At 53.0% G+C, this 14,117-nt stretch carries 9 protein-coding genes; all 9 read right to left on the bottom strand.

The window, feature by feature from the left end:
• Window positions 1–226: 226 nt before the first annotated feature.
• A complete protein-coding gene (gene tuf, locus KIH86_RS03320) occupies window positions 227–1,417 on the bottom strand; it encodes an elongation factor Tu (protein WP_223080865.1) in 1,191 nt (396 codons plus the stop codon).
• A 107-nt stretch (window positions 1,418–1,524) separates the two neighbouring features.
• Window positions 1,525–3,603, bottom strand: a complete 2,079-nt coding sequence (fusA, locus tag KIH86_RS03315) for an elongation factor G (RefSeq protein ID WP_223080864.1) — start codon at window positions 3,601–3,603, stop codon at window positions 1,525–1,527.
• A gap of 47 nt (window positions 3,604–3,650) precedes the next feature.
• Entirely contained in the window at window positions 3,651–4,121 is a 471-nt protein-coding gene (gene rpsG, locus KIH86_RS03310) for a 30S ribosomal protein S7 (protein ID WP_025336679.1), read from the bottom strand.
• Between the two features lie 40 nt (window positions 4,122–4,161).
• A complete protein-coding gene (rpsL, locus tag KIH86_RS03305) occupies window positions 4,162–4,581 on the bottom strand; it encodes a 30S ribosomal protein S12 (protein ID WP_025693021.1) in 420 nt (139 codons plus the stop codon).
• A 143-nt stretch (window positions 4,582–4,724) separates the two neighbouring features.
• Window positions 4,725–4,973, bottom strand: a complete 249-nt coding sequence (locus tag KIH86_RS03300; protein WP_223080863.1) for a ribosomal L7Ae/L30e/S12e/Gadd45 family protein — start codon at window positions 4,971–4,973, stop codon at window positions 4,725–4,727.
• Between the two features lie 165 nt (window positions 4,974–5,138).
• Window positions 5,139–8,753: a DNA-directed RNA polymerase subunit beta' gene (rpoC, locus tag KIH86_RS03295; RefSeq protein ID WP_223080862.1), complete on the bottom strand. Its 3,615-nt coding sequence runs from the start codon at window positions 8,751–8,753 to the stop codon at window positions 5,139–5,141.
• 206 nt (window positions 8,754–8,959) lie between these two features.
• Window positions 8,960–12,505 carry a DNA-directed RNA polymerase subunit beta gene (rpoB, locus tag KIH86_RS03290; protein WP_223080861.1) on the bottom strand — a complete coding sequence of 1,182 codons (3,546 nt, stop codon included), beginning with the start codon at window positions 12,503–12,505 and terminating at the stop codon, window positions 8,960–8,962.
• A 423-nt stretch (window positions 12,506–12,928) separates the two neighbouring features.
• Window positions 12,929–13,534, bottom strand: a complete 606-nt coding sequence (locus KIH86_RS03285) for a class I SAM-dependent methyltransferase (RefSeq protein ID WP_223080939.1) — start codon at window positions 13,532–13,534, stop codon at window positions 12,929–12,931.
• Window positions 13,535–13,664: 130 nt separating this feature from the next.
• Window positions 13,665–14,027: a 50S ribosomal protein L7/L12 gene (gene rplL / locus KIH86_RS03280; protein WP_223080860.1), complete on the bottom strand. Its 363-nt coding sequence runs from the start codon at window positions 14,025–14,027 to the stop codon at window positions 13,665–13,667.
• Window positions 14,028–14,117: the final 90 nt, after the last annotated feature.

The raw sequence follows: 14,117 nt of genomic DNA, 5'->3' as shown, positions 1-14,117 counted from the left end.
ACATTGAAGATTGATGAATCTTGTCGAATATTGCTGAAAAAAGGGAAATCGGCTTGGGATATATGTCGGCGTAATTGCTGCTATATTTAATAGTTTAAATTTTATTTAACGAATTTTCGGAATAATTAAGTCCTAATCGTTTGAAGGAAAACAAAAAGAACCCTTCCGAGGAAGGGTTCTTAAATCAATCTTGTCTGCGTGCTCGATGTGAGCGGCAAAAAAGATCTTATTTTTGGATTGTTGCTACAGTACCGGCACCAACTGTACGGCCGCCTTCACGAATGGAGAACTTCGTTCCTTCTTCGATAGCGATCGGGGAGATCAGTTGTACAGTAACTGTGATGTTGTCGCCAGGCATAACCATTTCAGTGCCTTCTGGCAGGTTGATGATGCCCGTTACGTCCGTTGTACGGAAGTAGAACTGCGGACGGTAGCCAGTGAAGAAAGGCTTGTGACGGCCACCTTCTTCTTTGGTCAGAACGTAGATCTGAGCAGTGAACTCAGTGTGCGGCTTAACCGATGCCGGCTTAGCCAGTACCTGTCCGCGTTCGATCTGGTTACGGTCTACACCGCGCAGCAGAGCGCCGATGTTGTCGCCAGCTTGAGCGGAGTCAAGCAGCTTACGGAACATTTCAACGCCGGTAACGACGGATTTCTTAGTTTCTTCGCTGATACCAACGATTTCAACTTCGTCGCCAACCTTAACTGTTCCGCGTTCTACGCGGCCAGTTGCTACGGTACCACGGCCAGTGATGGAGAACACGTCTTCGACAGGCATAAGGAAAGGCTTGTCAGTGTCGCGTTCTGGCAGCGGGATGTAAGTGTCGATCGTTTCGAACATTTCAACGATCTTCTGTGCCCATTCGCCATCAGGGTTCTGCAGAGCTTCACGAGCGGAACCGCGAGTGATTGGAGTGTCGTCGCCCGGGAACTCGTATTCGTTCAGCAGGTCACGTACTTCCATTTCAACCAGTTCCAGCAGCTCTTCGTCTTCAACCATGTCGCATTTGTTCAGGAATACGACGATGTAAGGAACACCTACCTGACGGGAGAGCAGGATGTGTTCACGAGTCTGCGGCATTGGGCCGTCAGCTGCGGATACAACCAGGATCGCGCCGTCCATCTGAGCAGCACCGGTGATCATGTTTTTAACATAGTCGGCGTGTCCAGGGCAGTCAACGTGTGCGTAGTGACGGTTAGGAGTTTCGTATTCCACGTGAGCTGTGGAGATTGTGATACCGCGTTCGCGTTCTTCAGGTGCTTTGTCGATTTGGTCGAATGCTACAGCAGCACCGCCGTATTTCTTGGACAGTACAGTTGTGATTGCAGCAGTCAGAGTCGTTTTACCATGGTCGACGTGACCGATTGTACCGATGTTAACGTGCGGTTTAGTACGTTCAAACTTAGCCTTTGCCATTTGAACAGTTCCTCCTTAATATGGGTTCTTATAATTGGAGCCGTCCGATCTTTGGCTGCACTCAAGATGACTGACTCTGGATTATCGGACGGCAAGTGAAACGGTAATTACTCTGCACCTTTGTGCTTGGCTATGATCTCGTCCGCAATGGACTTCGGAACTTCTTCATAGTGAGAAAGCTCCATCGAGAATACGCCGCGGCCTTGCGTACCGGAACGCAGGGTTGTGGAATAACCGAACATTTCGGAAAGCGGCACTTTCGCACGGATGATCTGAGCGCCTGCGCGGGAATCCATACCTTCGATCCGTCCGCGGCGGGAGTTCAGCATACCCATTACGTCGCCCATATATTCCTCAGGCACTGTTACTTCCACTTTCATGATTGGCTCAAGCAGGACCGGCTTACACTTGTCTTTAGCTGCTTTGAGCGCCATCGAGCCGGCGATTTTAAACGCCATTTCGTTGGAGTCAACATCATGATAGGAACCATCGACGACAGTCGCCTTAACGTCAACCAGAGGGAAGCCGGCAAGTACGCCGTTCTTCATCTGCTCTTCGATACCTGCAAGCGCAGGAGCGATATATTCTCTTGGTACGGAACCGCCGACAACCTTGCTTTCGAACTGGCTTCCTGTACCTGCTTCGAGAGGCTCGAACTCTACCCATACGTGACCGTATTGACCACGGCCGCCGGACTGGCGAACGAACTTGCCTTCTACACGAGCCGGAGCCCGGAATGTTTCGCGGTAAGCAACCTGCGGTTTACCAACGTTAGTCTCAACCTTGAACTCACGACGCATACGGTCGATGATGATGTCCAGGTGAAGTTCGCCCATACCGGCCAGAATCGTCTGTCCAGTCTCTTCGTCGGTATGTGCGCGCAGCGTCGGGTCTTCCTCAGTCAGCTTGCCCAGAGCAACGCCCATCTTGTCTTGGTCAGCTTTCGTCTTCGGTTCAACTGCGATCTCGATAACCGGATCCGGGAAGTTCATGGATTCCAGGATAACCGGATTCTTCTCATCACACAGTGTATCACCTGTACCGGTGTCTTTCAAACCTACGGCTGCCGCGATGTCGCCGGAATACACAATGGAAATTTCCTGACGGCTGTTCGCATGCATCTGCAGGATACGTCCGATACGTTCGCGCTTGCCTTTAGTAGCGTTCAGCACGTAAGAACCGGATTCCAGAATACCGGAGTATACACGGAAGAACGTCAGCTTACCAACATAAGGGTCGGTCATGATTTTGAATGCCAGTGCGGAGAACGGCTCATCGTCAGACGAGTGACGTTCAGTTTCCGTACCATCTTCGAGATGACCCTTGATCGAAGCAATATCGATCGGAGCCGGCAGGAAATCAATAACAGCGTCCAGCATCAGCTGGACCCCTTTGTTGCGATAAGAAGATCCGCAGATTACCGGGAAGATCTTAACTTCGACTACGCCTTTGCGCAGAGCAGCTTTGATTTCATCAATGGTAATCTCTTCGCCTTCCAGATACTTCATGGTCAGATCTTCGTCGAGTTCAGCAACTTTCTCGATGAGTTCGTTGCGAAGCTCTTCGACTTGATCCTGGAATTCGGCCGGAACGTCAACGATTTCGATATCACGGCCGAGGTCGTCTTTGTACATATGGGCTTTCAGTTCAATCAGGTCGATGATGCCAACGAAGTCGTTCTCAGCACCGATTGGAAGCTGAATAGCAACCGCATTTGCCTGCAGACGCTCACGCATATCCTTAACAACGTTAAGGTAATCCGCGCCGATGATATCCATTTTGTTAACGTAGGCGATCCGGGGAACGCCATAGCGGTCAGCTTGTCTCCATACGGTTTCAGACTGAGGCTCAACGCCCTCTTTCGCACTGAAAACGCCTACTGCCCCGTCCAATACACGCAGGGAACGTTCAACTTCAACAGTGAAGTCAACGTGTCCCGGGGTATCGATGATATTTACGCGGTGACCCTTCCATGCAGCAGTGGTAGCGGCGGAAGTAATCGTAATTCCGCGCTCCTGTTCCTGCTCCATCCAGTCCATCGTAGCCGCACCTTCGTGAACTTCACCGATTTTGTGCGTACGGCCCGTATAGAACAGAATGCGTTCCGTGGTAGTGGTCTTACCGGCGTCAATATGCGCCATGATCCCGATATTACGTGTATTTTTCAAGGAGAACTCTCTTGCCATGAAATGGGTCTCCCTTCAAAATAGAGGTTATTTGATCGGCTAAAATCCTACCAGCGGTAGTGAGCAAACGCTTTGTTCGCTTCAGCCATTTTGTGCGTATCTTCGCGTTTCTTCACGGAAGCGCCTGTGTTGTTGGAAGCGTCGATAATCTCGGCCGCCAAACGCTCTTCCATGGTCTTCTCGCCGCGGTTGCGGGAGTAGTTCACGAGCCAACGTAATCCCAGGGATGTACGTCTTTCCGGCTTAACTTCGATCGGCACCTGGTAGTTAGCGCCGCCTACACGGCGAGCCTTAACTTCCAGAACCGGCATGATGTTCTTGATGGCTGCTTCAAACACTTCCATAGGGTCTTTGCCCGTACGCTCTTCAATCAGCTTGAACGCGTTGTACAGAATGCTTTGAGCAACACCTCTTTTACCATCCAGCATTACACGGTTGATCAAACGGGTAACCAGCTTGCTGTTATACACCGGATCCGGCAGCACGTCTCTCTTGGAAACTGGACCTTTGCGTGGCATGGATATCCCCCTTTCATTAGATATTATTATGGATCAAATCTTATTTCTTGGCTTTAGGACGTTTCGCACCGTACTTGGAACGAGATTGCATACGGTTGTTCACGCCTGCTGTATCCAGCGCGCCGCGAACGATGTGGTAACGAACACCTGGAAGGTCCTTAACACGACCTCCGCGGATCAGCACCACGCTGTGCTCCTGCAGGTTATGTCCGATACCCGGAATGTAAGCCGTCACCTCTACGCGGTTCGTCAGACGAACACGGGCATATTTACGAAGTGCGGAGTTCGGTTTCTTAGGAGTCATGGTGCCTACACGAGTGCACACGCCGCGTTTTTGCGGAGCGCTCAAATCTGTAGCCTCACGCTTCAGGGCATTGAATCCTTTTTGCAGTGCTGGCGATTTCGATTTCTCGATTTTGGCTTGACGACCTTTACGAACCAATTGATTGATAGTTGGCATTGTCTTGCCACCCCCTTCCTCAAATAGTGATCCCTTAAAAACTCGCTGTTTAAGTCCACAGACCCAGGCGGTTCATAAAAGAACAAATGAAAAGTCTTTGCTACCGAAGCTGTGCCCCGGCACAAAAACAGTTCCTTACGCTATCATTTTAAGACGGCTGCCATGGCAGCGCCCACTTCGATTCCGCATGCCTTGCCTAAATGCTGCATCGTATCGACATAAGTCAACTTGACGCCGTGTTTCTTGCAAAGACTTACGATTCGGGAAGTAAGCCTGGGATCGCCGTCTTCCGCCACATAGACTTCTGCGGCCTGGCCCATCTCGACCGCCTTGACGGTCTGCTTGGTGCCGATCTTGATTTGAGCGTCTCGTAGTCCTCTATCATCAGTCATTCAAGCAACCTCCAATGAACAAAGATAACAAGGATACTCACGCACCTTTGCTATATTAGCATTGGCGAACCTGGATGTCAAGAACCTCTTTCAAAAAAATCCCCGCCGGATTCCGCTCTGCCCGGAAGAACCGGGAAAGCGGGAATCCGGCAGGAACCTACTTGTTTATTCGGCTGGAACAGTCTCCAGTGCTTCAAGCTCGTTCTGCTCTTCTTCCGGATTGATCAGCTTCACGTTGCGGTAGCGGTTCATGCCTGTTCCGGCAGGAATCAGCTTACCGATAATAACGTTCTCCTTCAGACCAAGCAGCTGATCGACCTTGCCCTTGATAGCAGCGTCGGTCAGGACACGTGTCGTCTCCTGGAAGGAAGCCGCGGAAAGGAACGAATCGGTCTCCAGAGACGCCTTCGTGATACCGAGCAGAACAGGTTTGGCGACAGCCGGCTCTTTGCCGGACAGAATCGCTTCCTTGTTCGCCGTTTCATATTCATGGATGTCGGCAAAAGCGCCCGGAAGCAGGTTCGTGTCCCCTGCGTCGATAATGCGGATTTTGCGCAGCATCTGCCGGATCATAACTTCAACGTGCTTGTCGTTGATTTCTACGCCCTGGTTCCGGTATACGCGCTGAACTTCCTGAAGGATATAGTTCTGCACGCCGCGGATCCCCTTGATGCGCAGCATTTCTTTCGGGTCGATGGAACCATCGGTCAGTTCGTCGCCGGCTTCCACTTCAACGCCTTCGCTTACGCGCAGACGTGAACCGTAAGTGATGGAGTATACTTTCGATTCCGCTTCGCCCTGGACTTCGATTTCTCGGCGATCCTTGGCTTCCCGGATTTCCTTGACGACACCATCGATTTCACTGATGGTCGCCTGGCCTTTCGGGTTACGTGCTTCGAAGAGCTCCTGAATACGCGGAAGACCCTGGGTAATATCATCACCCGCAACGCCCCCTGTATGGAACGTACGCATGGTGAGCTGGGTTCCCGGTTCACCGATGGATTGAGCGGCGATAATGCCGACTGCTTCCCCGATTTCAACATGCTTGCCTGTGGCCAGGTTGCGGCCGTAGCACTTCTTGCAGACGCCGTGACGGGCGCGGCAGCTCAGCACGGAGCGGATCTGCAGCTTCGTTACGCCGGCATTGACGATTTCTTCCGCTTTGTCGGAATCGATCAGATCGTTGCGGCGGACGATGATGGCTCCGGTCTCCGGATGGCGGACGGTCTCGAAGCAGTAACGGCCTTCGATACGGTCATACAGATCCTCGATAACTTCCTTGCCATCCTGAATACGACTGACGGTGAAGCCTTTGTCCGTACCGCAATCTTCTTCGCGGACGATAACGTCCTGCGCAACGTCGACGAGACGGCGTGTCAGGTAACCCGAGTCAGCGGTACGAAGCGCTGTATCGGCCAGACCTTTCCGCGCGCCGTGAGTGGAAATAAAGTACTCCAAGACGGTAAGGCCTTCGCGGAAGTTCGCCTTGATCGGCAGTTCGAAGATGCGTCCCGACGGCGTAGCCATCAGGCCGCGCATGCCGCCCAGCTGGGTGATCTGCGATTTGTTACCACGCGCTTTGGAGTCAACCATGAGCATGATAGAGTTGAAGCGGTCCATGGACTTCATAAGGACGTTCGTCAGATCGTCCTTCGTCTTGGACCAGATCTCGATTACGCGGTCGTAGCGTTCTTCGTTGGTAATAAGGCCGCGGCGGTATTGCTTGGCAACGACATCGACCTTCTCCTCGGATTCGCGCAGAATATCCTTCTTCTCATCAGGCACAACGACGTCCGAAACGGCGATTGTTACGCCGGCACGGGTCGAATACGTGAAGCCGAGCTGCTTGATTTTGTCCAGAATAACGGAGGTTTCCGTCGTATGGTAAATCTCGAAGCAACGGGCGATGATGGAGCCTAAATACTCCTTGCCGACTGCGCCGGCGATCGCTACTTCTTCGATACGGGCGCGAATGTCGGCGCCTTTTTCGTAGATGAAATATTTTTCCGGGGTGCCCTGCAGCAGATTGTCGCGGGTTGCTTCGTTGATGTACGGGAAGCTTTCCGGGAAAATTTCGTTGAAGATAATCTTGCCGACCGTCGTGATCAGCATGGCATTCTGTTGTTTCTCGGTGAAGGAAGTTTTGCCCAGAGCCTTAACCGGAATGGCAACACGCGCATGCAGACCTGCCGTACCGCGTTGGTAAGCGGAGACCGCTTCGTTCACGGTGCGCAGAATCATGTAGCTTCCCTTTTCTTCCTTGTTGTCCATGGTCAGGTAGAAAGAACCAAGGACCATATCCTGGGAAGGAGTTACGACAGGCTTGCCGTCTTTCGGGTTCAGGATGTTGCCGGAGGCCAGCATCAGGATGCGGGCTTCCGCCTGCGCTTCCGCGGAGAGCGGTACGTGCACGGCCATCTGGTCACCGTCAAAGTCGGCGTTGTAAGCCGTACATACGAGCGGGTGAAGACGGATGGCGTGGCCTTCCACCAGAATCGGTTCAAATGCCTGGATACCGAGACGGTGAAGCGTGGGGGCACGGTTCAGAAGAACCGGATGCTCCTTGATGACTTCTTCAAGCACATCCCAGACTTCCGGACTTACGCGTTCCACTTTGCGCTTCGCGCTCTTAATGTTATGGGCAAGGCCCTTGTTCACAAGTTCTTTCATGACGAACGGCTTGAACAGCTCGAGCGCCATTTTCTTCGGCAGACCGCATTGGTACATTTTCAGGTAAGGACCTACGACGATAACGGAACGGCCGGAATAGTCGACGCGTTTACCGAGCAGGTTCTGACGGAAACGTCCTTGCTTACCTTTCAGCATATGGCTGAGCGATTTCAGCGGACGGTTGCCTGGGCCCGTTACCGGACGGCCGCGGCGGCCGTTGTCGATCAGGGCGTCTACAGCTTCCTGAAGCATACGCTTCTCGTTCTGAACAATGATGTCCGGAGCTCCGAGATCAAGCAGTCTCTTCAGACGGTTGTTGCGGTTGATTACGCGGCGGTACAGGTCGTTCAGGTCGGATGTCGCAAAACGTCCGCCGTCCAGCTGTACCATTGGACGAAGCTCCGGCGGAATGACCGGCAGTACGTCCATGATCATCCAATCCGGCTTGTTGCCGGAGTTGCGGAACGCCTCGATAACCTCAAGACGCTTGATCGCACGGTTGCGGCGCTGCCCCTGTGCGGTGCGCAGCTCCTCTTTCAGAAATTCAAGCTCTTTTTCGACGTCGAGATCCTGAAGCAGCTTCTTAACCGCTTCGGCGCCCATGCTGGCCTGGAAGCCATAGCCGTATTTCTCGCGGTAGCTGCGGTATTCCTTCTCGGACAGCAGCTGCTTCTTCTCCAGAGGCGTATCTCCCGGATCGGTTACAACATAGGAAGCGAAGTAGATAATCTCTTCCAGCGATCTTGGAGACATGTCGAGAGCAAGACCCATGCGGCTCGGAATGCCTTTGAAATACCAGATATGGGAAACCGGCGCAGCCAGTTCGATATGTCCCATGCGCTCGCGGCGAACCTTGGCGCGGGTAACTTCAACGCCGCAGCGGTCGCAGACAACGCCTTTATAACGGACGCGCTTGTACTTGCCGCAATGGCACTCCCAGTCCTTCTGAGGCCCGAAGATCCGTTCGCAGAACAGACCTTCCTTCTCCGGCTTCAGTGTCCGATAGTTAATGGTTTCCGGCTTCTTAACCTCTCCGCGGGACCAAGAACGGATCTTCTCCGGGGAAGCGAGACCGATCTTCATAAATTCAAAATTGTTAACGTCCAACAAGGAGCAACCCTCCTTAACCTGATCCTGATTTGGTGCCGCCGTTCTCCTCCCGCTCCTTGCGGCGGGAGGCAGCTGCGGTTCATAGAACGGAAGGCCATCCCCTAAGAGGATGGCGCCGCCGTTTATTGTCATCCCGATCGTTCCGAAGGCCGGTCAAGCGGCCGAAGCCGCCTGAACCAGCCTTGTGGAACGGCCCGAACGCCTCGTTATTCCACTCCGACTTCCGCACCTTCCAGATTGAGGCTCAGCTTGTCGCTTGTAGTCTCATCCTCGTCGTCCAGTTCCTTCATTTCGATCTCCTGCTCGTCTCCGCTCAGGATCTTGACGTCCATGCCGAGGGATTGAAGCTCTTTGATCAATACCTTGAAGGATTCCGGAACGCCCGGTTCCGGAACGTTCTCGCCCTTGACGATCGATTCGTAGGTCTTCACACGGCCGACCACGTCGTCGGATTTGACCGTCAGAATCTCCTGCAGGGTGTAGGCGGCGCCGTAAGCTTCAAGCGCCCACACTTCCATTTCCCCGAAGCGCTGGCCGCCGAACTGGGCTTTACCGCCGAGCGGCTGCTGCGTAACGAGCGAGTACGGCCCTGTGGAACGGGCATGGATTTTATCGTCAACCATGTGCGCCAGCTTGATCATGTGCATGACGCCGACGGTAACTTCGCGCTCGAAGCGCTCGCCCGTACGTCCGTCATACAGGATGGTCTTGCCGTTGCGCTGCATGCCGGCTTCTTCCATCGTGTCGAATACGTCATATTCGCGTGCTCCGTCGAATACCGGTGTTGCCACGTGAATACCCAGGCGCATAGCCGCGAAGCCGAGGTGGACCTCAAGCACCTGCCCGATGTTCATACGCGAAGGTACGCCCAGCGGATTCAGCACGACCTGTACAGGCGTACCGTCCGGCAGGAACGGCATATCTTCTTCCGGCAGGATACGCGCTACGACACCCTTGTTACCGTGACGTCCGGCCATCTTGTCGCCTTCGGAGATTTTACGCTTCTGAGCGATGTAGACGCGGACGAGCTGGTTAACACCTGGAGGCAGCTCGTCGCCATTCTCCCGTGTGAACACTTTAACGTCAACGATGATGCCATCACTGCCGTGAGGCACACGCAGCGAGGTGTCACGAACTTCGCGCGCCTTCTCGCCGAAGATGGCGTGCAGCAGGCGCTCTTCTGCCGTAAGCTCCGTTACGCCCTTAGGTGTAACCTTGCCGACCAGAATGTCTCCAGCGCTGATTTCGGCGCCGATCCGGATAATGCCACGCTCATCCAGGTTGCGGAGTGCCTCTTCGCCCACGTTTGGAATATCGCGAGTGATTTCTTCCGGTCCGAGCTTCGTATCCCGCGCTTCGGATTCGTACTCCTCGATGTGGATTGAAGTGTACACATCCTCTTTCACAAGCTTCTCACTCAGCAGGATCGCATCCTCGTAGTTGTAGCCTTCCCAGGTCATGAAGGCAACGACTACGTTGCGACCCAGTGCCAATTCGCCCATTTCGGTCGAAGGACCATCCGCCAGGATATCGCCTTTCTTGACGATGTCGCCGCGCTTAGCTAGCGGACGCTGGTTAATGCAAGTCCCTTGGTTCGAACGCATAAATTTGTGTAATTTATATTTAACAATGTCGCCTTTGACTTCTTTGCCGTCGACAGTTTCGACGCGACGCAGCCAGATCTCGTTAGCCGACGAACGTTCGATAATCCCGTCGTACTTGGATACAATACATACGCCCGAATCCTTGGCCGACTTGTGCTCCATTCCCGTACCTACCAGAGGGGCCTTCGGAATGAGCAGCGGAACTGCCTGACGCTGCATGTTGGAACCCATCAGCGCGCGGTTGGAGTCATCGTTCTCAAGGAACGGGATGAGCGCCGTCGCAACGGATACAACCTGCTTCGGTGATACGTCCATGTAGTCCACCCGACTGCTCGGCATCGTCGTGATGTTGTCAGAGAGCTTGTTGTAACGAACGATAACCATCTCGTCCTTAAACGAGCCTTCCTCTGTCAGCTCGGCGTTCGCCTGGGCGACAACATAGTTATCTTCCTCATCGGCTGTCAGATAATCGATCTGTTCGGTAACCTTACCGGTCTTCGGGTCCACCCAACGGTACGGCGCTTCGATAAAGCCGTATTCGTTGATGCGGGCGAATGTCGACAGGGAGTTGATAAGACCGATGTTCGGACCTTCAGGCGTTTCGATTGGACACATCCGGCCGTAGTGACTGTGATGGACGTCTCGAACTTCAAAGCCCGCGCGTTCGCGCGTCAGACCACCTGGACCCAGCGCGGAGAGACGGCGCTTATGTGTAAGCTCGGCAAGCGGGTTCGTCTGGTCCATGAACTGGGACAGCTGGGAGGATCCGAAGAACTCCTTGATCGACGCAATGACCGGACGAATGTTGATCAGAGCCTGCGGCGTAATGGCGTTGGCATCCTGAATGGACATTCTCTCGCGGACAACGCGTTCCATCCGGGACAGACCGATACGGAACTGATTCTGCAGCAGTTCGCCTACCGAACGCAGACGACGGTTGCCGAGATGGTCGATGTCATCGGTGTTGCCGATGCCGTGGAGCAGATTAATAAAGTAGCTGATCGAGGAAATAATATCAGCCTGGGTAATATGCTTGACCGATTTGTCGATATTGCCGTTCGCAATCAGCTTGACGACACGGCCTTCTTCGATTGGCGAGAAGACTTCAACCATTTGCAGCGGAATGTCTTCGTTATCCAGAACGCCGCCGCTTACGCGGTAGGTCTTGGCTGCCATGCTCTTCTCAAAGTACGGGATCAGCTCGTCAAGGAGACGACGATCCACCATCTGGCCGGTTTCCGCCAGAATTCCGCCGGTCGACTCGTCCACAAGCGGTTGAGCCAGGCGCTGATTGAACAGGCGATTCTTGATGTGCAGCTTCTTGTTGATCTTGTAGCGGCCTACATTCGCCAGATCGTAACGCTTGGGATCGAAGAAGCGCGCTACCAGCAAGCTCTTCGCGTTGTCGAGTGTCGGCGGCTCGCCCGGACGGAGACGTTCGTAAATTTCGATAAGCGCCTTCTCCGTGGAGTCGGTGTTGTCTTTATCCAGGGTATTGCGGATATATTCATCATTGCCAAGCAGATCCAGAATTTCGGCATCCGTGCCGAAACCAAGAGCGCGAAGCAGCACGGTAACCGGAATTTTGCGGGTACGGTCGATACGGACATACATGATGTCCTTCGCGTCGGTCTCCAGTTCCAGCCATGCGCCGCGGTTAGGGATTACTGTGGCCGTGTAGGTTTTCTTGCCGTTCTTATCCACTTTAGTGCTAAAGTAGACGCTAGGAGAGCGAACCAACTGGCTGACAATTACCCGTTCCGCACCGTTAATGATAAACGTGCCGGTCTCCGTCATCAGCGGGAAATCCCCCATGAACACTTCCTGTTCCTTGACTTCGCCGGTTTCCTTGTTAATGAGACGCACTTTAACCCGAAGCGGCGCCGCATACGTAACGTCGCGTTCTTTAGCATCGTCCACCGTATACTTCGGTTCGCCTAAGCTGTAGTCAATGAACTCCAGCACCAGATTACCCGTGAAATCCTGGATCGGCGAGATGTCCTGGAACATTTCACGCAATCCTTCCTCCAAAAACCAATCGTATGATTTTTGTTGGATCTCAATCAGGTTCGGGACCTCGAGTACCTCGTTAATTCTCGCATAGCTTCGCCGAGTGCGTCGACCATACTGAACAAGATGTCCTGCCAACTTTACTCACCCCTCATGTCTACTTACTTAAAAATTGATTGCGAACCCCTGTTTGGAACCGTATAATGGAACCAAAGACTTCCGGGATTCACCCCTCAAATAAAGAAAAGCCCTTATCGAAATCTTTCGAAAAAAGAGCGCATTTCTTCATGGACGGTAGATCTCCATATTCAGTAGATTTGCCCAAAACGTACATATTATACGTCAGCAGACGTGCTCTTATGCGTCTCCGACCGAATCACCTCACCTTCATAAAGGACCATGGCTGTTCAAGACGGTTTCGCGATTACTTGCCATCCGGCATGCGCCTGCCGTTGACAATATGACGTTTGACACTTCAGCAAACTAAAGACAGGGAGCCTATCTTAATACTGACATTTTATAATAATAACACTACCAACTGTACGTGTCAATAGTGTCACGTTATTTTTTATGCTTAACGGCTCTCAGAACACGGTACCCTTTGTCCTTGCCGATTTCTTCGACTTCCCCGAACAGACTCTCCAGCTTGGCCGCCGCCGAAGGCGCACCCTGCTTCTTCTGAATGACAACCCATAGAGCCCCATTCTCGTTCAAATGCTCATAGGCTTCTTCAAAAATCCGGTGGACCACCGCTTTGCCTGCCCGAATCGGCGGATTCGTGAGAATAACGTCGAAGTTTCTCCCGGCTACGGCAGTCAGGAGATCGCTCTCCATTATTTCCACATTGCCGACACCGTTCGCCTTGGCATTCTCGCGGGCCAGCTCCACGGCACGGCCGTTAATGTCCAGCATGGTGACTGCGGCATTCGGAGCGAGATACGCAGCTGTCAGGCCGATCGGCCCGTATCCGCAGCCTACATCCAGCACCGCGGAACCATCCGGAATCTCCATGGCTTCTATCAGCGCCCGGCTGCCGTAATCCACATCCCCTTTGGAGAATACGCCCGCATCACTCGTAAACTGAAAGGTCCTTCCCCGGAGCACGGCACGAAGCGTCCGTCTGTCATGCCTTGCTTCCGGCTGCTGTGAGTAATAATGCTGAGACAAGCCCTTGTCTCCCTTTCCTGGTTCTTTGGCCATTCTGTAGCCTCCTTCTGCATACAGCAAACCCCTTGAACAAGTTCAAGGGGCTGCACATTAGGAAGAAACGAATTCTTCCGAAAAAGGTAAGGCTGAATTACTTCACTTCTACAGCAGCGCCGGCTTCTTCCAGCTTTGCTTTCGTAGCGTCTGCTTCTTCTTTGCTTACTTTTTCCTTGATCGGCTTCGGAGCGTTGTCTACCAGGTCCTTGGCTTCTTTCAGGCCCAGACCGGTGATTTCGCGAACAACCTTGATTACGTTGATCTTGGAAGCGCCAGCGCTAGTCAGGACAACGTCAAATTCGCTTTGCTCTTCAACAACAGCAGCAGCAGCGCCGCCTACTACAGCTACAGGAGCTGCTGCAGTTACGCCAAATTCTTCTTCGATTGCTTTAACCAGTTCGTTCAGTTCCAGGACGCTCATGCCCTTGATTTCTTCCAAGATTGTTTCCTTGCTCATGATTAAACCTCCATTTATATTGTTATTTTTATTTTCGATTCAACACTCATGCAGCGCTTGGGGAACCCTCCGTTTGACTCCGCCAAACCA

The organism is Paenibacillus sinensis (assembly GCF_019904155.1).
Classification (GTDB): domain Bacteria; phylum Bacillota; class Bacilli; order Paenibacillales; family Paenibacillaceae; genus Paenibacillus_AQ; species Paenibacillus_AQ sinensis.
The sequence above is the reverse complement of the archived record's forward strand: the minus strand, read 5'-3'. Positions and strand labels throughout refer to the sequence as shown.

Coding starts and splice junctions, on each gene's coding strand:
- tuf (WP_223080865.1), bottom strand. CDS start 1,417: ATGGCAAAGGCTAAGTTTGAACGTACTAAACCGCACGTTAACATCGGT.
- fusA (WP_223080864.1), bottom strand. CDS start 3,603: ATGGCAAGAGAGTTCTCCTTGAAAAATACACGTAATATCGGGATCATG.
- rpsG (WP_025336679.1), bottom strand. CDS start 4,121: ATGCCACGCAAAGGTCCAGTTTCCAAGAGAGACGTGCTGCCGGATCCG.
- rpsL (WP_025693021.1), bottom strand. CDS start 4,581: ATGCCAACTATCAATCAATTGGTTCGTAAAGGTCGTCAAGCCAAAATC.
- KIH86_RS03300 (WP_223080863.1), bottom strand. CDS start 4,973: ATGACTGATGATAGAGGACTACGAGACGCTCAAATCAAGATCGGCACC.
- rplL (WP_223080860.1), bottom strand. CDS start 14,027: ATGAGCAAGGAAACAATCTTGGAAGAAATCAAGGGCATGAGCGTCCTG.